At 65.1% G+C, this 17,240-nt stretch carries 17 protein-coding genes and 2 pseudogenes; 8 read left to right on the top strand and 11 right to left on the bottom strand.

Annotated elements, in window-relative coordinates:
• Window positions 1-11 precede the first annotated feature (11 nt).
• Complete coding sequence (locus tag A5727_RS14255) at window positions 12-1,058, top strand: NAD(P)-dependent alcohol dehydrogenase (RefSeq protein WP_068250232.1); 1,047 nt, start codon at window positions 12-14, stop codon at window positions 1,056-1,058.
• On the opposite strand, the gene A5727_RS14260 is transcribed toward A5727_RS14255, so the two are convergent.
• A complete protein-coding gene (locus tag A5727_RS14260) occupies window positions 1,055-1,417 on the bottom strand; it encodes a DUF3349 domain-containing protein (RefSeq protein ID WP_231992077.1) in 363 nt (120 codons plus the stop codon). The two genes, A5727_RS14255 and A5727_RS14260, sit on opposite strands and share 4 nt — an antisense overlap.
• Before the next feature lie 36 nt (window positions 1,418-1,453).
• Window positions 1,454-2,500, bottom strand: coding sequence for a cupin domain-containing protein (locus A5727_RS14265; protein WP_068250237.1), 1,047 nt, complete (start codon window positions 2,498-2,500; stop codon window positions 1,454-1,456).
• A gap of 153 nt (window positions 2,501-2,653) precedes the next feature.
• Here A5727_RS14265 and A5727_RS14270 point away from each other — a divergent pair, with 153 nt between their 5' ends.
• Complete coding sequence (locus tag A5727_RS14270) at window positions 2,654-3,307, top strand: response regulator (protein WP_068250240.1); 654 nt, start codon at window positions 2,654-2,656, stop codon at window positions 3,305-3,307.
• A gap of 3 nt (window positions 3,308-3,310) precedes the next feature.
• Here A5727_RS14270 and A5727_RS14275 read toward each other — a convergent pair whose 3' ends face one another.
• Window positions 3,311-3,673, bottom strand: coding sequence for a response regulator (locus tag A5727_RS14275; RefSeq protein WP_157521379.1), 363 nt, complete (start codon window positions 3,671-3,673; stop codon window positions 3,311-3,313).
• A gap of 86 nt (window positions 3,674-3,759) precedes the next feature.
• On the opposite strand from A5727_RS14275, the gene A5727_RS14280 reads away from it, so the two are divergent.
• Window positions 3,760-5,265, top strand: a complete 1,506-nt coding sequence (locus tag A5727_RS14280; RefSeq protein ID WP_157521380.1) for a GAF domain-containing sensor histidine kinase — start codon at window positions 3,760-3,762, stop codon at window positions 5,263-5,265.
• Here A5727_RS14280 and A5727_RS28170 read toward each other — a convergent pair.
• The 3 genes and pseudogenes from A5727_RS28170 to A5727_RS14285 all read right to left on the bottom strand — a co-directional run.
• Window positions 5,262-5,360: pseudogene (locus A5727_RS28170) on the bottom strand (hypothetical protein); the annotation flags it as partial. The gene A5727_RS14280 and the pseudogene A5727_RS28170 sit on opposite strands and share 4 nt — an antisense overlap.
• A gap of 443 nt (window positions 5,361-5,803) precedes the next feature.
• Complete coding sequence (locus tag A5727_RS27500; RefSeq protein ID WP_157521381.1) at window positions 5,804-6,604, bottom strand: hypothetical protein; 801 nt, start codon at window positions 6,602-6,604, stop codon at window positions 5,804-5,806.
• A 450-nt stretch (window positions 6,605-7,054) separates the two neighbouring features.
• Entirely contained in the window at window positions 7,055-7,318 is a 264-nt protein-coding gene (locus A5727_RS14285) for a hypothetical protein (protein WP_157521382.1), read from the bottom strand.
• Window positions 7,319-8,000: 682 nt separating this feature from the next.
• Between A5727_RS14285 and A5727_RS28175 the strand changes: the two are divergent.
• Window positions 8,001-8,264, top strand: a pseudogene (locus A5727_RS28175) (IS21 family transposase); the annotation flags it as partial.
• 174 nt (window positions 8,265-8,438) lie between these two features.
• On the opposite strand, the gene nrdF reads toward A5727_RS28175, so the two are convergent.
• The 3 genes from nrdF to A5727_RS14300 all read right to left on the bottom strand — a co-directional run bounded on the left by nrdF (window position 8,439) and on the right by A5727_RS14300 (window position 11,735).
• The gene (nrdF, locus tag A5727_RS14290; RefSeq protein WP_068250248.1) at window positions 8,439-9,401 is read right to left on the bottom strand and encodes a class 1b ribonucleoside-diphosphate reductase subunit beta; all 963 of its coding nucleotides are present in this window, start codon (window positions 9,399-9,401) and stop codon (window positions 8,439-8,441) included.
• Between the two features lie 126 nt (window positions 9,402-9,527).
• Window positions 9,528-11,006, bottom strand: coding sequence for a flavin-containing monooxygenase (locus A5727_RS14295; RefSeq protein ID WP_068250250.1), 1,479 nt, complete (start codon window positions 11,004-11,006; stop codon window positions 9,528-9,530).
• Between the two features lie 45 nt (window positions 11,007-11,051).
• Window positions 11,052-11,735 carry a TetR/AcrR family transcriptional regulator gene (locus tag A5727_RS14300; RefSeq protein WP_231992078.1) on the bottom strand — a complete coding sequence of 228 codons (684 nt, stop codon included), beginning with the start codon at window positions 11,733-11,735 and terminating at the stop codon, window positions 11,052-11,054.
• Window positions 11,736-11,848: 113 nt separating this feature from the next.
• Here A5727_RS14300 and A5727_RS14305 point away from each other — a divergent pair, with 113 nt between their 5' ends.
• Window positions 11,849-13,450 carry an MFS transporter gene (locus A5727_RS14305; RefSeq protein ID WP_068250253.1) on the top strand — a complete coding sequence of 534 codons (1,602 nt, stop codon included), beginning with the start codon at window positions 11,849-11,851 and terminating at the stop codon, window positions 13,448-13,450.
• Window positions 13,451-13,453: 3 nt separating this feature from the next.
• On the opposite strand, the gene A5727_RS14310 is transcribed toward A5727_RS14305, so the two are convergent.
• On the bottom strand, window positions 13,454-14,215 hold the full coding sequence (locus A5727_RS14310) for a TetR/AcrR family transcriptional regulator (protein ID WP_068250256.1): 762 nt from the start codon (window positions 14,213-14,215) through the stop codon (window positions 13,454-13,456).
• A gap of 222 nt (window positions 14,216-14,437) precedes the next feature.
• Here A5727_RS14310 and A5727_RS14315 point away from each other — a divergent pair, with 222 nt between their 5' ends.
• Together A5727_RS14315 and A5727_RS14320 are read left to right on the top strand one after the other, a co-directional pair.
• On the top strand, window positions 14,438-15,619 hold the full coding sequence (locus A5727_RS14315; RefSeq protein WP_068250259.1) for a geranylgeranyl reductase family protein: 1,182 nt from the start codon (window positions 14,438-14,440) through the stop codon (window positions 15,617-15,619).
• A gap of 10 nt (window positions 15,620-15,629) precedes the next feature.
• Window positions 15,630-16,049, top strand: a complete 420-nt coding sequence (locus A5727_RS14320) for a VOC family protein (RefSeq protein ID WP_068250325.1) — start codon at window positions 15,630-15,632, stop codon at window positions 16,047-16,049.
• 4 nt (window positions 16,050-16,053) lie between these two features.
• On the opposite strand, the gene A5727_RS14325 is transcribed toward A5727_RS14320, so the two are convergent.
• Window positions 16,054-16,764, bottom strand: coding sequence for a LysR family transcriptional regulator substrate-binding protein (locus A5727_RS14325; RefSeq protein WP_068250262.1), 711 nt, complete (start codon window positions 16,762-16,764; stop codon window positions 16,054-16,056).
• A gap of 28 nt (window positions 16,765-16,792) precedes the next feature.
• Here A5727_RS14325 and A5727_RS14330 point away from each other — a divergent pair, with 28 nt between their 5' ends.
• Window positions 16,793-17,179, top strand: a complete 387-nt coding sequence (locus A5727_RS14330; RefSeq protein ID WP_068250265.1) for a DUF5997 family protein — start codon at window positions 16,793-16,795, stop codon at window positions 17,177-17,179.
• The last annotated feature ends 61 nt before the right edge of the window (window positions 17,180-17,240 follow it).

The raw sequence follows: 17,240 nt of genomic DNA on the forward strand, positions 1-17,240 counted from the left end.
GGCACGCAGACATGACCACGACAATCTCCGCATACGCCGCCACCTCGACCACTGGGCCGTTGACCAAGACCACGATCGAGCGTCGCGACGTCGGCCCGCACGATGTCGCCTTCGACATCAAGTTCGCCGGCATCTGTCACTCCGACATCCACACCGTCAAGGGCGAATGGGGCAAGCCCAACTTCCCCGTCGTGCCCGGGCATGAGATCGCCGGTGTGGTGACCGCGGTCGGCTCCGAGGTCACCAAGTACAAGGTCGGCGACCACGTCGGCGTCGGATGCTTCGTCGACTCGTGCCGCGAATGCGACAACTGCCAGGCGGGTCTGCAGCAGTACTGCACCGGCGGCGGCATGGTCGGCACCTACAACGCCATCGACCGCGACGGCACGCCGACCCAGGGCGGTTACAGCACCGCGATCGTCGTCGACGAGAACTACGTGCTGCGCATCCCCGACTCGATCCCGCTCGACAAGGCCGCTCCCCTGCTGTGCGCGGGCATCACCCTGTACTCCCCGCTGCGGCACTGGAATGCCGGCCCGGGCAAGAAGGTGGCCGTGATCGGCCTCGGCGGGCTGGGCCACATGGGCGTCAAGCTGGCCCACGCCATGGGTGCGCATGTCACGGTGCTGTCGCAGTCACTGAAGAAGATGGAGGACGGCCTGCGCCTCGGCGCCGACGAGTACTACGCGACGGCCGACTCCGACACGTTCAAGAAGCTCGCCGGAAAGTTCGACCTGATCGTCAACACGGTGTCGGCCAACCTCGACATGGGCCGCTACCTCAGCCTGCTCGCCGTCGACGGCACGCTGGTCGAGTTGGGCATTCCCGAGCACCCGATGGCGGTCCCGGTGTTTCCGCTGGCCAGCGGGCGCCGCAGCCTGTCGGGATCGATGATCGGCGGCATCCCCGAGACGCAGGAGATGCTCGACTTCTGCGCCGAGCACGACGTCACTCCCGAGATCGAGGTCATCGAGGCGTCGTACATCAACGAGGCCTACGACCGAGTGCTCGCCAGCGACGTGCGGTACCGCTTCGTCATCGACGCCTCGACCATCTAGGTCGTCGACTCCTCATCGTCGGCGTCGGCCACTTCGTTCGAGTCGACCACGTCGTCGAGGCCGGCCAGCGGCCATCCCGCCGCGGCCAGCCTGTCGGCGACGCGACGCACGCTCTCCGGGCCCGCGTCGTAATGGGCGACCTCGGCGATGTAGGCGTCGATGCGCTCCCGCGTGATGGGGTCGGCGACGTCGGCCGGCGCCGAGGCCTCGGCGATCCTGAACACCACCTCGTGGATCTGCTCCTCGGTCAGCGGTGTGTCGCGCAACAGCGCCAGAAGCGGCACTCGGTCCGGGCCGGGCACCCCCTCGGGGTAGCCGGCCCGCAGCCATTCGATGACGCGGGTCAGAAGGTTCGGCACAACTGCCACAGTAGAACAGGCCGTTGGGCGACCTCCTCAGCGGTCGAGCGGGTTGCGTCGGGGCACGATCAGCGGATCGGCCGGTGTCAGCGGGAAGTTCGGCAGATCATCGATGTGGGTGTTGAACGCCGCGGCCAGGACTTCGCGCGAATACGCACTGGCGGAAGCCTTATAGCCGATGTCGGCGGGGAACGGTTGGTCGAAGAAGATCAGGAAGTGCCACTCGTCGCTTCCGATGTTCTCGATGTGGTGCGGGTAGGCGCGCGGGATGAAGTACATGTCGCCGGCCGTCATGGTCCAAGTGTCAAGCGTGCCATCAGGATTCATGATCGTCATGCGCGCGTCGCCGTGCTGCACATAGCCCATCTCCGCGGTCACCGGATGCCAGTGTGGTTCGCGCATACCGTCTTCGGAGACGCGCAGCGAGTACATCGAGATGTCCTTGAGTGCCGGCCAGAACTGGTCGCGAGCGAATCGCGCGTTGCCGTAGGCGTAGGTCAGGCCCGCGGGTTGGGCCTCGACGTCGAACCTGTGCGGGTCTGCGAAGTGGGCCGACGCCGGGATGTCGGGGTCGCCGACGCGGGCGGCCAACTTGTGGTCGGCTGTGTCGCGGCGGATCCGGGCGAAGTCGGCGGCGGGCAGGTCATAGGTGTTGCCCAGCACGGCGTCGCTGAACGCACCGAGGGTGGCGCCGAACCCGAAGTCCTCCGGCCGTTCGCTGCGGAAGGCGATGATGAACTCGGCAACATCGGCGCCGATGTTCTCGATGTGGTGCAGCGACCCGGAATCGATGTGGAACATCTGTCCGGCCGTCACGACGAAGGTGGAGAACCGGCTGCCGTTGTCGAGCACCGACACCAAAGCCGTGCCCGAGACACAGTACGTGAGTTCGTTGGCGTTGGCATGCCAGTGCGGTGTGCGCATGGCTCCGGGGTTCAGCAGAACCCGTTTGATGGACAGCCGTTTCAGGATCGGGAGATTGTCGGCGGTGACCCGGCGCATCGAACCCAGGTCGGACTCCTCGACGATCTCACCGTCGCGCAGTGACACCGAATGCGTGTGATGGGACAGGGTTGCAGTCATCGTTTGACCCTGCCTCTCATCGACGCCCACGTCTGCGCTGCTGTCCCCCAGCCCGGATACCTGCTGGCCCCCATATCCGCCGCCGGCCTCCGAACCGCGCCCATAAGTGCGACAATGACTCGCCGCACCCAAGTCGAGGCCGGGGAGGACGGAATGGGCGCTCTGCAGGTCGTCGTCGCCGATGACGACGTGTTGCTCAGGGAGGGTTTGGCGAGTCTGCTGAGCCGGTCCGGGTTCGACGTCATCGGCCAGGCCGGGGACGCGACCGAACTGCTGAGCCTGGTGCGCGAGGCACAACCACACCTGGTGCTCACCGACATTCGGATGCCGCCCGACCACAACACCGAGGGCCTGGACGCCGCGCGCATCATCCGAGCGGACTACCCCGACATCGGAATCGTCGTGCTCTCAGCGCATATCGACGTCGAGCACGCCACCGAGCTGCTCTCCGGCGGGCACGGCATCGGCTACCTGCTCAAGAGCCGGGTCACTGACGTCGACGACTTCATCGACACCCTGCAGCGCGTCACCAACGGCGCCTCGGTGGTCGATCCGGCCCTGGTGGCCGAACTGGTGTCGGCGCGCCGGCGCAACGACCCGCTGGGCGCGCTCAGCGAGCGGGAGCGCGAGGTGTTGTCGTTGATGGCCGAGGGCCTGTCCAATGCGGGCATCGGTCGGCGGTTGTGGGTCACCGAGGGCACCGTGGAGAAGCACGTCCGCAGCATCCTGACGAAGCTGAACCTGCCGGAGACCGGCGACGATCACCGCCGGGTGCGGGCCGTGATCATGTACCTCGAGGCGCGCTGAGTCTCACCGGGACAGCACCGTCCGGATCGCATCGGGCGACAGCGCGAACTTGGGCAGGAAGCCACGGGCCGAACTGTCGGCGATGAGGTCGATGAGGTCCTGCTCATCATGTGTCGAGATCAGGATCACCGGCACGCCGGAGAGCTGCTCGGCGACGTCGAAACCGCTCTCGGCGCCCAGATCGACGTCCACCAACGCGACATCGGGTCGCAGTTCGGTGCTCTGGCGCACCGCCTCGGCACCGTCGCGCGCCGTGCCGACGACGGTGATGCCGCCCCGGGCCAACATCGCCACGGCGGCCTCGCGAAAGGCCGCGCTGTCATCGACGATCAGACAGCGCACGGCAGTGGTCGTCGAACTGAACATGGCTCCAGCGTGGCACCGGCGCTGCGGTCGCGTCATTACCGCTAACCGGAAAGATTCCGGTCCCCGTTGGGCTTAGCATCGGATCGGTGAACTGGCGATCGGTCTCACAAGGCCTGTTGGCGCAACTCGTTCGGCCCAACCCACGTCCGCTGGGCTGGGGAATCGTGGTCGCCTTGGGGTTCATCGTGGGCGAGACGCTGCTGGTGCTGGCGCTCAAACAGGTCGCACCCGACAACGCTTTCGGTGCGCTGCTGCTGCTCGGTGTGCTGGTGATCTCGGCGGGGTGGGATGTCGGGTTGGCCGTGGCGATGTCGCTGACCAGTGCCCTGGTGTATGTGTACTTCCACCTTGAGGGCCGGGGCACCCTCGTGCCCGCGGTGCTGGTTTTCCTCACACTGGCGTTGTTGACCAATGTCCTTGTGGGACAGGCACGTCTGCGCGCCGCGGAGGCCGAAGCGCGTCGCCTCGAGGCCGATGCGCTGGCCGGGCAGCAGGCCGCGTTGCGCAGGGTGGCCACCATGGTGGCGCGCGGTGCCGCACCCGATGAGGTCTATCCGGTGGCGGTGACAGAGCTCGCCCAGAGTCTGGGGGTCGACCATGTGACGCTGCTGCGGTTCGAGGACCCCGCCCAGTGCGTGGTGCTTGCCAGCACGGATCGCCGTGGTACGCCGGGATTCGTTGCCGGGGAACGGTTTCAGTTGGACGGTGACAGTGTCACGGCCCGTATCCGGGCCGGCGGTGCGCCCGCCCGCATCGAGGACTACCACGGCGCCGAAGGTCAACTCGCATCGCGGCTGCGGCAGATCGGCATCCGCTCGGCTGCCGGTGTGCCATTGGTGATCGACGGCACGGTGCGGGCCGCGCTGGTCGCCGGGTCACCGGCCAGTTGGGCGCTGCCCGCCCACGCCGAAGCCCACATCGGAGATTTCGCCGATCTGATCTCCACCGCGATCGCCAACGCCGAGACGCGCGCCGAGTTGACGGCCTCCCGGGCCCGCATCGTGGCGGCCGCCGATCAGGCGCGCCGCGGATTCGAACGCGATCTGCACGACGGCGCTCAGCAGCGCATCGTCTCGCTGGGGCTTGCACTGCGGGCCGCCCAAGCCGGCGTGCCTGAGGATCAGGACGGCCTGCGCGGCGAACTCACCACGATCGTCGATGGGTTGGCCGGCCTGTACGCCGATCTTCAGGAACTCTCGCGCGGCATCCATCCGGCCATCCTGTCCAAGGGCGGGCTGGCGCCGGCGATCAAGACGCTGGCCCGCCGCTCCCCCGTGCCCGTCGACCTCGACCTCAGCGTCGACGGCCGACTGCCCGAACCCGTCGAGGTCGCCGCCTATTACGTGGTCGCCGAATCGTTGACCAACGCGGCCAAACACGCCCGGGCCGAGGTTGTCACGGTGGCGGCCCACCTCGACGACGGCACCCTGCGGCTGTCGGTGACCGACGACGGCGTGGGGGGTGCCGTCTCCGGCGGGGGCTCAGGCCTGGTGGGCCTGCGCGACCGCGTGGAGGCATTGTCCGGTCAGCTCGCGGTCAGCAGTGTGCCGGGTGACGGCACGGCGGTGACCGCGACCATTCCGGTGGGCTAGAAGTCCCAGTCCTCGTCCTCGGTGACGACGGCCTTGCCGATCACGTACGACGAGCCCGAACCGGAGAAGAAGTCGTGGTTCCGCACACCACCTGGTCAGAGCGATAAAAGCCGCTCCACCTGTGTAAACTCATATCTCCTGATCACCCTAGATATGTGCAACCGTCGACAGATTGTGGGCAAAATGTGGGCACGAGAATTGCCGATATCCGTGTCGCGGGCCGACGCTTGACCGCAAGACAACGCGCACGTGAAACCCGGGCGGCGGCCAACCGAACGGGTCTGCTGCGCGGTCAGGTGACAGGTCACGCGGCGTGGCTGGCGTGTGTGGTCATGACTGAGTTCGGCGTACTTGGCAACGAGTTACATACTCAACGTGCCAAAGAGCTGGCGCACTTAAGATGCAACCCACGTATAGCAGCTTTCCGATTCGGCTACCCAGTGAAAGGTATCTTGAGAAAAAAGACATCCAGAGCGGACTCTGCGACACTTCAGAGCGCGAACTCACGCGGCCCAAATTCGAGCCTTCAAACACTACATTAATAATCAGGGCTCCACGTGGCAACATACTCACCTGACACGTATTGAGAATGGCCTTCCGGTATCATTCCAATAATTACTGGCACGACGTAAGAACCACTCTGACTCGTCTTACTTGCGATATATATATTCCACTGTTTGTCACTATTCATACTGTACGCGTTGACGAGTGTGGTCTCCGATGCAATCGGCAGGACTTTAGAATCAAGATCAATCTGGCCGTTTGTGTACGTTTCACTGACGGAGTCTACGAGAAACCTAGGAACAACTTTATCGGACCCGCTACCGATTATCTTATTGAGCTCAGTAAGGGTTCCCTCACCAGGCGCGAACGCACCCAGCAGTAGATTACGGGCCAGCACGGTGTTGCGCTGGTCGTATGCAACAGCCACAGTCCGGGACATATTGTTGAGAATTTCTTGCGCCCATTTACTCTTGCCAACACGAGATTCCGCAGGAGGCAAGCTCTCAGTGACATCACTCTCACCTACATCGATTGCTTCTCGCTTCTCTAGAAGTATTGGCATAATGAGGTCCAGCCACACAGCGTAGTCTTTGCCGTCGTATTGTTTCTGGTAGATATCGAATGTTGGCTGACCACTTGCCGATCGCGGCGATTCGGCGTTACTTACGACACCAATATTCGTTCGACCTGCCTGTCCTAAGAATGCGTATAGACTGCAGCCCAACACGAGGGCGAGGACTACACCTCCGACCGAAAGGTACAGTCCGATCTTTGGTTTTCCATTCCCCTGCCGCAGTTCAAGACCGTGCGCCGTGGAATAGGGCACGGAAGCCACCGGATGTTGATAGGCGTCTGACGCCGCAGGCGCGGAACCGCTCTGAGATTGATAGAAGGTATGTCCGGACTCCACCCCCGGTGCCGTCACCGAAGTCGGCGGGGGGCCCATAACGTTACTTCTCGGCGCTTGAGGAATTTGCTGCGCCGATGCCTCGCGGGACCGCGGGTCAGGCTGTCGAGGCACCGAAGATTTAGGCTCGTAAGTCATGCACCACACCTTTCACCGAATATGGGCGAACCGGCCGTTCGCCAGTAAAGACCTTCGAAAATCTATCGACAGCATCTTGTCAGATTTTGCGCTATCGCTAGTGTTCTACGACTCAGACAATCGAATGACATTAGTTGTCACATGTTCAGCAGTCACCGTCGTAATCTGCCCTTAACGCCAGGGACCAACTTGTTTGCCGGGGACGAGCCTCGAATATCTGGGTGCCCTATACGCGGCGCACTACATCAATAGAGGAACGGCAGCAAGTGTGACCAGAAGTCCCAGGCCGACCAGGGTGATCGTTGCGTAGATAATTATGAACGTCCATGTCAAACCTGTGTCTCGACGACCGGCCTTCTTCAAGGTAGCCAGGTCGACAATGGCGCCAACCAGAGCAAAGGGAGCTAAAAATCCGCAGCTCATTAGGGTGAAGAGAAATACGGCCAGGTGAAACGCTGTCGACATACCTGCAGACGGCTTGGCCAGACCGCCATTCGAGGTCATCGAGGGGCCATAGTTATATCCGGAATTGTACGAAGAATTTCCAGCGTTGCACGAAGGGTTTCCGGTGTTGTACGGGTAGCCGGTCTTGTATTCGTATCCGAAAGGCTCTCGAAGTGGTGGATGCCCTGTGTCGCCGCGCCAACTCCCGGCTTCACCCTCGGTGCGGCGATAGTCTGTCGGCGCCGGGGGTCGCTCTCCAGGTGAGTTGAACTGAGGAGGTGGGGATGTGTGGTCGGTCAATACGGTACCCATTCTTTAATCTAGTCGGATGGTACTTATAGGCAAGGCCCTACCCAGCCTCCGATAATCACGCTACAAAATCATTGGTGCTCGGTGCGAGGTTTCTACTATCAGGCAGCTTAGAGCAATACAACTAGTTCATAGCCCTGTCAGAATGTCATCCGATCGGATGATTTTGGCGTGCCTAGAACACCAGCCGGAACGGGAATAGGTTTGGGTCTTCTGCACGATCAGGTGACAATTTGACCTGACCCACCGTTTGGGTTCCAGGCTCCTCGGTGACCGAGTGTCAGCCTGTACGAGGGGCTGACCCGGTTCGTCGAATTTCCCCACTGGCGCTCATCGAAATTCCCCACATCCGTGTGGCTGCGCCGAGAAGGACGGGACTACCGATGCTGCTGGTGTCTGACGCCAGTAGCCCGTCGAGGTAGGCCGCTTTCTCATGCTCACATGGGAGGACGACATGGAAATACACGCCCTACAAAAGCGCGGTTGGTCGATCTCTGCGATCTCCCGTCACACTGGCTTCGACCGCAAAACGGTCCGCAAGTGCCTGGCTGGCGATGCCGTGCCCGCACGGAGGTACAGTCGGCCCCGGATCCGTTCGACCCGTTCGTCGACTACGGCACCGCCAGGCTGGTCGAGGATCCGCACCTATGGGCTCTTACTCTCCGACAAACTCAAAGAACTCAGCTTCGGGCAGTCGGATCGCCAAGGACCGGCAAACCCGCCTTTCGGTCGGCTTGGCCCGCGCGGCCGCCACGCCGGCTACCGCACGCATCAGCACATCTTGCTGAGTCGGCACCCGACTAAAGGAAAGCCGCCCCAGCGCCAAACCGGGGCGGCTTTCACCTAACTCTGGACAAACACGCCCTGCGTATCAGAAGTCCCAGTCCTCGTCCTCGGTGACGACGGCCTTGCCGATCACGTACGACGAGCCCGAACCGGAGAAGAAGTCGTGGTTCTCGTCGGCGTTGGGGCTCAGCGCCGACAGGATCGCCGGGTTGACGTCGGTCTCGTCGCGCGGGAACAGCGCCTCGTAGCCGAGGTTCATCAGCGCCTTGTTGGCGTTGTAGCGCAGGAACTTCTTGACGTCCTCGGTCAGCCCCACCTCGTCGTAGAGGTCCTGGGTGTACTCGACCTCGTTGTCGTAGAGCTCGAACAGCAGCTCATAGGTGTAGTCCTTGAGCTCCTGACGCTTGGCCTCGTCCACCAGCTGCAGCCCGCGCTGGTACTTGTAGCCGATGTAGTAGCCGTGCACGGCCTCATCGCGGATGATCAGCCGGATCATGTCGGCGGTGTTGGTCAGCTTGGCCCGGCTGCTCCAGTACATCGGCAGGTAGAAGCCCGAGTAGAACAGGAAGCTCTCCAGCAGCGTGGAGGCCACCTTGCGCTTGAGCGGCTCATCGCCCTTGTAGTACTGCAGCACGATCTCGGCCTTGCGCTGGAGGTTGGGGTTCTCCTCCGACCAGCGGAACGCCTCATCGATCTCCACCGTGGAGCACAGCGTGGAGAAGATGTTGCTGTAGCTCTTGGCGTGCACGGACTCCATGAACGCGATGTTGGTGTAGACGGCCTCTTCGTGCGGCGTGAGCGCATCGGGGATCAGGCTGACCGCGCCGACGGTGCCCTGGATGGTGTCCAGCATCGTCAGGCCGGTGAAGACCCGCATGGTGAGCTGCTTCTCGTGGTCGGTCAGAGTGCCCCAGGACGGGATGTCGTTGGACACCGGCACCTTCTCGGGCAACCAGAAGTTGCCGGTCAGGCGGTCCCAGACCTCGGCATCCTTCTCGTCTTGCACACGGTTCCAGTTGATGGCCGAGACACGGTCGATCAGCTTCATTCCGTCGGACACCTGAACCCCTTAAATCTGCGCTGCCGGACTGGTGCCCGCAACACTACAACTGGTGGGTGACAACTCGGCGCAACACAACACTTTGTGCCCCGGCGTGTTCTTCCCGCGGCCGGCTCAACTAGCCCCGAGCAGCCGGTATTCGTCCATGTCCACCGTGCGGGTGGCCAACCAGTACTGCCACGTCATGCCGCTCCACAGCGTGCGGTTGACGCCGTGCTCATCCATGTACCAGCTACGGCACCCACCGGTGTTGAACACCGTGCCGGCCAGATCGTGCTGCAGGCGCTGGTTGTAGCGGTCGGAGGCCTCCCGCGTGGGCGCCAAACCCTGGGCGCCGGCGCGGTCGGTTGCCTCGATGGCCTGGGCGACGTAGCGGATCTGGGATTCGATCATGAACACCACGGAGTTGTGGCCCAGCGCGGTGTTCGGCCCGAGCAGGAAGAACAGGTTGGGCATGTCGGCCACGGCGATGCCGCGCAGCGCGGATATGCCCTCGCGGTTCCACCGGTCCACCAGGTCCTCACCGCCGGGGCCCTTGATGTCGACGTAGGTGTAGGAGTCGGTGACGTGGAACCCGGTCGCGAACACCACGACGTCGACGGCGTGTTCGACACCGTCCGCGGTGACGATGCCGTCCGGGGTGAACCGCGCGATGCCGGAGGTGATCACCTGTGTGCGGGGGTCGGCGATACCGCGATAGTAGGTGTCGGAGTTCAGGATTCGCTTGCACCCGGCGCGATAGCTCGGGGTCAGCTTGCGCTGCAGCTCTGGATCCTTGATGTGGTGGCGGATGTTCCACTTGCCCATCAGTTCGCCGATCTTGAGCAGCCGAGGCTGCTTTGTCATGGCGAATCCGACACCCTCGTGGATCCAGTAGATGCCCGCGCGCATGGCCGCGCGCGTCCCCGGGACGCGCGCGAAGACCCGACGCAGCCACGGCGGGATCGGATTGTTGGGCCGCGGCATCACCCACGCCGGTGTGCGTTGGTAGACCTGCAGTTCGGCGACGTCCTTGACGATCTCGGGCACGATCTGGATCGCGCTGGCCCCGGTGCCGATCACCGCGACCCTCTTGCCGGTGAGGTCGACGCTGTGATCCCACTGCGCGGAATGGAATGCGGCCCCGCCGAACTCCTCGAGTCCGGCGAAATCCGGGATCAACGGCACGTGCAGGCCGCCGGCTCCGGAGATCAGGTACTGCGTGACGAACTCCTGGCCATCCCTGCTGAAGACGTGCCACCGCATCTCGGCATCGTCCCAGTGCGCCCGATCCACATGGGTGCCGAACCGGATATGTTGGCGCAGTCCGTATTTCGCGGCAACGCCGAGCAGATAGTCCTGGATCTCGGGCTGGAAGGACCACATGTGAGTCCAGTCCGGTTTGGGCTCGAACGAGAACGAGTACATGTGCGACGGGATGTCGCACGCGCAGCCGGGATAGGTGTTGTCGCGCCAGGTTCCACCGACCTCGTCGGCCTTCTCCAGGATGAGGAAGTCCACACCCTGCTTCTGCAGCGCGATACCCATCCCCAGACCGGAGAATCCTGAGCCGATGATCAGGGCGCGGGTGTGCACGGGCTGGGCAGCAGTCATGGAATCATGTTACTCGCAGTAACCGGGACCGGCGGTACCGGTTCGTCAGGGGGCCAGCATGGCGATCGACCGCCGTAGCTGCGCCTCCTCGGGCGCCGCGGGCAGGGCACCCACGGCAGCCGGTTCCGTCCCGAATGCGTCGACCATGAGCGCGGCGAAGCGCCGCCATGCCTCCGGCGCGGTCTCCCCCGTCGCGGCGACGACGCCCGAGTTCGCCAGCAGCATCACCACGACGTCGGCGACGGTGACGTCGGCGCGCAGGTGACCGTCAGCCTGTGCGCGCTGCATCAGCGTGCGCAGCTTCTCGACGGCCTCGCCGGTGCGCTGTTCCACGACACTGCTCGGCGGAAAAGCCGTGGTCAACAACTCACGCAGGCCCGCATCGCTGGCCTGGAGTTCACACAGGTCGAACACCAGCGCACGAAATCCCGCCCACGGGCTCGGCGTGGCCAGGGCACGGTCGACAACCTCGGTGAACCGCGAGATGTTGCGTTCAAAGGTCGCGGCGGCCAGGTCCGCGCGCGTCGGGAAACGTCGGTACAGCGTCGCGACGCCGACGCCGGCGCGCCGCGCGATCTCCTCCAGAGGCGCCGAGATGCCGCGGCTGGCAAACAACTCTGCGGCCGCATCGACGATCCGGTCGCGATTGGCGGCGGCATCGGCACGCAGGGCTCGCGGACGCCTCGGTGGCCGTCCTCTCACCCCCTGCTGCGCTGCGCCGGATATCACACGCCCACTCTAGCCGAATAAGTGGAGGAGAACATCCACTTGAGCGTAATGTCCTCACATATAAGTGGTGACAACCCTCCACTTAACCCACTGAGTCCTGATGGAGCACATCGATGGCCGTATTGACCCACCCCCACACCGGGCGGCACCGACTTGAGACACCCCGGCCGAGGCTGCGCGGCAACCCCTGGTGGACGCTGCTCGCGGTGTCCATCGGCGTCATCATGGTCGGCCTGGACGCCTCGGTGGTGGCGATCGCCAACCCGCACATCGCGACCGACCTGAAGGCGTCGCTGTCGGATCTGCAGTGGATCACCGACTCCTACATGCTGGCCCTGGCCGCGCTGCTGATCTTCGGCGGCAAACTCGGGGACCGGTTCGGCCGGCGCCGCATGTTCTTCATCGGCGTGGTCGGATTCGCCGCCGCGTCGGTGGCCATCGGTCTGGTCGGCTCCGTCGCCGGTGTCATCGCGATGCGCGCCGTCCAGGGTGTCTTCGGCGCGCTGCTGATGCCCAGCACCCTGGCCATCATCCGCGGCACCTTCCCGGCCGAGAAGCTCAACACCGCCGTCGGCATCTGGGGCGCCGCCACGGGCGTCTCGATCGCGGCGGGCCCCATCGTCGGCGGCCTGCTGGTCGAGCACGTCAACTGGGAGTCCGTCTTCTACATCAACGCACCCATCGGGGCTGCGGCGCTGCTCATCGGGGCGCTGGCCATCGCCGAGAGCCGCAGCGACGGCGCCCACCGGATGGACGTGGCGGGCATCGCGGCGCTCTCCGGTGGCCTGTCGCTGATCGTGTACAGCCTGATCAAGGCACCCGAATGGGGCTGGTTGGCCAGTCAGACCCTGGGCCTGCTGCTGGCCGGCGTCTTGGCGCTGGTGATCTTCGTGCTGGTGGAACAGCGCACGGCCGAACCGCTGTTGCCGATGCGCCTGTTCGCCAACCGTGCGGTGTCGATCGGCACCGCCGTGGTCGTCATCAACTTCTTCGCGCTGTTCGGCACGTTGTTCTTCATGACGCTCTACCTGCAGAACGTGCAGGGCATGAGCCCGGTCGAGGCCGGTCTGCGGACCCTGCCGCTCTCCGGCGCCCTGATGGTCACCGCACCACTGAGCGGTGCGCTGACCCAGCGCTTCGGCCCCCGGCCCGCGATGACCGGTGGCCTGGCGGCCATGGCCGGGGCACTGATGTTGCTGACCCGCCTGACCATCGACTCCGGCTACGGCGCCCTGTGGCCCGCGTTCGTGCTGCTGGGGGCGGGCATCGGCCTGGTGCTCACCGCGAGTTCCGACGCGATCGTCGGCAACGCCCCCGTCGACGACGCCGGGGTGGCCGGCGGTCTGCAGAGCACCGCGGTGCAGTTGGGCGGCGTGCTGGGCACCACGATCCTCGGCTCGGTGCTCTCCAGCCGAGTCGGATCCAGCCTGACCGGTGAGCTGACCGACGCCGGCGTCCCGGCACAGGTCGCCGCGCAGGCCGAGGCCGCCAAGGAACTCATCGCGCAGGGGTTGAGCCCCACTCAGCTGCCGAACGCCCCCACCATGCCCGCCGTGCTGGCCGACGCCCTGACCACCGGAAGCCACAACGCGTTCATGGTCGGCCTGCAGACCTCGGTGATGGTGGCCGCCGTCGCGGCCGCGATCGGCGCGGTGATGGCGGCATTCACCCCGCGCGGCGCCACCGGCGAAGCCCAGGTCACCGAAGGCGACTGAGGCTCAAGCCTTCTCGTCCTCAGGGCGGTCCCTCGGGACCGCCTTGTGAATGGGCAGGTCCGGGTCGATCTTGATGCCCAGCAGCGCAGTCGTCCCGATGATGGCGCCCATCATGATCGTCGTCAGATGCGAGATGAACTTCTCCCGCGGCATCCGACGCGGACTGTCCGGAGTAGGCCCCAGCCACCAGTCCGTCGAACTCGCCGCGGTGCCGAAGGTCGCGAACGCGGCGAGCTCGATCGCCTCGCGGTCCAGCTCCATCTCACGCAGTTCGTTGTTGAAGAGCTCGGCCATCGCCAGGGTGATCTCGCGGCCCTCGTTGACCGCGCGCATGGTGGCCTCGGCCTGATCGGGGAATCGGCCCTGAAGCACGAAGCGGACCACGTTGGGGTGTTGGTCGACGAGGTAGACGTACTGCTCAATGCTGCGCTTGATGACGTCGCTGGCCGAATCGGTGGTCAGGTTGATCACCGGGTAGATCTCGGCCCACAGCATGTCGCGCAACCGTTCCCCGATGGCCTGGAACAGGTCGGACTTGTCGGTGAAATGCCGGTAGATCTTGGGTTTGGCGGTGCCGGCCTCCTCGGCGATCTCGCGGACGCTGACCTCGGGGCCGTGCTGGTCGATGGCCCGGAACGCGGCGTCGACGATCTCGGCGCGCACCTTCTTCCGGTGTTCACGCCAACGTTCGCTGCGGGCGTCGACCTTCACGCCGGCGGCGGGTTCACCGCCGGGCTTCGGCTTCGCTCGAGAGACAACTCGCACGCTTGCACTGTACTCGCCGCAGCACGCTGACCTGGCAATACAGGCCTGCGTCGCGGCCGCGTCCCGATGGGATCGGTCACACTTGCGTCACCTCTGGTCAAAATTATTGACCTTCAAGCAGATTCAAATTGTCAGCGGATCTGATCGCGCTGCGACTTCGTTGCGTTCAGCTAACATTGGCTGGGTAATCCGTTTCCGAGGAACACGAAACGAGACATACCTGTGACACAGAGTTATGACCTGGTCATCGCAGGTGGGGGGCCTTCCGGATCGGCTGCCGCATGGCAGGCCGCGCAGAGCGGCGCGCGTGTGGTGGTGCTCGACAAAGCGGAGTTCCCCCGTGACAAGCCGTGCGGTGACGGCCTGACGGCCCGCGCCGTCAGCTACCTGCAGAAAATGGGCCTCGCCCACGACGTCGACACCTTCCACCGCGTGAACCGAGTCACGGTGTTCAGCCCCACCCAGTGGGAGTTGTCCTTTCCTCGACGTCCGGGCATGCCCGACCACGGCCACACCGTCAGCCGCACCGAACTGGACACGCTTCTGCTCAAGCACGCCGAGTCTTCCGGGGCCGAGGTGCGGCAGTCCTGTGAGGTCGTCGGCCCGGAACTCGACGAGCGCGGGCGTGTCGTCGGGGTGGTGCTCAAGAGCGGCGAGAAGGTCTTCGGTGACGCGGTGATCGCCGCCGACGGGGCCTACTCCCCCATCAAGCGCGCCTTGAAGATCGACTCGCAGTACAACGGCTACTCAGCGATCGCGATCCGCTCCGAGATGCACGCGGACCGCCCCGATTCCGACTCGCTGGACATTCACCTCAAGCTTCGCTTCCAGGGCGACCAGCTGCCGGGATACGGCTGGGTGTTCCCCATGGGCGGAGGACGTTTCAACATCGGTTTGGGCTATGTCAACAGCTACAAGAACTGGCAGTCGATCAACGCCACGCAGTTCCTCGGCGAATTCCTGCGTACGCTGCCCGCCGAATGGAACCTGCCGCCGATCGAGGAGTTGAAGCGGAACCGCAGTGTGCGCGCCTGGCGTCTGCCGATGGGCTTCACGGCGTGGCCGCCCTGGCGACCCGGGGTGCTGTTCACCGGAGATGCCCTCGGGGCAGGCAAACCCGCCTCGGGTGCGGGCATCTCGAAGGCCCTCGAATCAGGGCTGGCCGCAGGCGAATGCGCGATCGCCGCGCTGACCAACGGCGGACCGGACGACTTCACGAACTACGCGCAGCGGATGGAGGCCGCGTGGGGCCGGGAGTACCGGCGCGGGCGCTGGTTCCACAAGCTGCTCGGCTACCCGCCGGTGGCCGAGGCGGGTATCAGGCTGATCGACAACGCGGCCTTCCGCGACCGCATGCTCAAGGCCCTGTACAAGAAGGCGCAGGGTCCGCAGCACACCTACTAGGGTCGTGGAGATGGAACAGCGCATCAGCCTGCTCACCCTCGGTGTCGACGACCTGGCGGCCTCCCGGAGGTTCTTCGAGGACGGTCTGGGCTGGGCCGCCACCGGCGCCTATGAGGGTGTGGTGTTCTACCAGTTGCCCGGCATCGCGCTGGCGCTGTTCGGCCGCGCCGATCTGGCCGCCGACACCGGCGTTGCGGTCGACGGCCGGTTCAGCGGCATCAGCATCGCGATCAATCAACGCACCGAGGCCGAGGTCGACGAGGTCATGGCCCAGGTGCAGGCGGCGGGCGGGACCATCGTCAAGCCCGCCGAAAAGACGTACTGGGGCGGCTATTCCGGGTATTTCACCGACCTGGACGGGCATGTCTGGGAAGTCGCGGTCAACCCCGCATGGCTGATCAACGACGACGGCACCGTCACGATCCAGTAGCGCGTCAGCGTCGTCCGCGCTTGACCGGCTTGCGCGCCACCTTGCCCGCCGCCGCGCGCGCGGCCTGTTTCGCCAGCGTCTTCTCCCGTGCGGTGCGCTTGGGCGCCGGTTGGGCCTGCTGCCCCCGTGACGAGCCCGACCTGCGACCCCGGACGATCCCGATGAACTCCTCGACCAGTTCGGGCTGCTGTCCTGCCGGTACGGCGAGCGCGACGGGGCAGGTGGGCGCGTCCGTGATCGGGCGGTAGGTGAGGTCCTTGCGGTGGTGCAGCCGAGCCAGCGACTGCGGCACGATGAGTGCGCCGAGTCCCGCGGCGACGAGTTCCACTGCCGCCTCGGTGGTTTCGGGCCGGTGATCGATCGGCGCGCCGGGCGCGTCCGCCCAGCCGACGACGTCGTCGAGTGGGAGCAGCGTCGGCTCGCCGTCGAGGTCTGCGGCGGTGATCTCATCGACGGCGGTCAGGACGTGATCGGTCGGGACGACGGCCACCGTCGTCTCCTCGTAGAGCGGGATGACGGCCAGCCCCGATGCGTCGGACGGCGGTCGCAGCAGGGCCAGATCGACCGCGCCGGCCCGCACCGCTTCGGCGGCGTCCGCCGCAGTCACCGCGTGCAACCGCAACGGGACGTCGGGGTGGCGTTCCGCCCAGATCCGAGCCCACTTCGCGGGCGTTGCCCCGGGCACGTACCCGAGGGTGAGGGAGCGCGGCGTCACCGCCTCAGGCTACCGATAGGCTGGTTCCATGAGCAGGCCCAACGCGCAGTCCATGAAACCCGCCACCGCGGCGAAGAAGCTGGACGTGTACCTGCCCGCCACGCCTGCCGAGTTCCAGGCCAACGCCATCACCCGCGCCGAGCTTGAGGCCCTGCAGGCCGACCCTCCGCAGTGGCTCAAAGACCTGCGCAGGAACGGCCCGCACCCCAAGAACCTGGTGGCCGCCAAGCTGGGCATCTCGATCGCCGCGCTGGCCCGCAACGAGGTGGGCGATGCGCTCACCACCGAGGAGATCAACCAGATCCTCGAGGACAACCCCGAGTGGCTGATCGCCGAACGTGAGAGCTACCAGGAGGTGCTGCGCGAGGAGCGCCGCCTGAAGGCGCTGAGGGCCGACAAGGCGCGCGAGAGCTGAATTTCTACAGCGTCACAGGGCTTCCCCGATGTCGGGCAGCAGCGCGACGTCCTCAGGCTGA

This window comes from Mycobacterium sp. ACS4331, assembly GCF_001667265.1.
Taxonomy (GTDB): Bacteria; Actinomycetota; Actinomycetes; order Mycobacteriales; family Mycobacteriaceae; genus Mycobacterium.

What these genes read in the sequence shown, in the direction of transcription:
- A5727_RS14255 (WP_068250232.1), top strand. Translation starts at nt 12, where the DNA reads ATGACCACGACAATCTCCGCATACGCCGCCACCTCGACCACTGGGCCG.
- A5727_RS14265 (WP_068250237.1), bottom strand. Translation starts at nt 2,500, where the DNA reads ATGACTGCAACCCTGTCCCATCACACGCATTCGGTGTCACTGCGCGAC.
- A5727_RS14270 (WP_068250240.1), top strand. Translation starts at nt 2,654, where the DNA reads ATGGGCGCTCTGCAGGTCGTCGTCGCCGATGACGACGTGTTGCTCAGG.
- A5727_RS14275 (WP_157521379.1), bottom strand. Translation starts at nt 3,673, where the DNA reads ATGTTCAGTTCGACGACCACTGCCGTGCGCTGTCTGATCGTCGATGAC.
- A5727_RS14285 (WP_157521382.1), bottom strand. Translation starts at nt 7,318, where the DNA reads ATGACCTCGAATGGCGGTCTGGCCAAGCCGTCTGCAGGTATGTCGACA.
- nrdF (WP_068250248.1), bottom strand. Translation starts at nt 9,401, where the DNA reads ATGAAGCTGATCGACCGTGTCTCGGCCATCAACTGGAACCGTGTGCAA.
- A5727_RS14295 (WP_068250250.1), bottom strand. Translation starts at nt 11,006, where the DNA reads ATGACTGCTGCCCAGCCCGTGCACACCCGCGCCCTGATCATCGGCTCA.
- A5727_RS14305 (WP_068250253.1), top strand. Translation starts at nt 11,849, where the DNA reads ATGGCCGTATTGACCCACCCCCACACCGGGCGGCACCGACTTGAGACA.
- A5727_RS14320 (WP_068250325.1), top strand. Translation starts at nt 15,630, where the DNA reads ATGGAACAGCGCATCAGCCTGCTCACCCTCGGTGTCGACGACCTGGCG.
- A5727_RS14330 (WP_068250265.1), top strand. Translation starts at nt 16,793, where the DNA reads ATGAGCAGGCCCAACGCGCAGTCCATGAAACCCGCCACCGCGGCGAAG.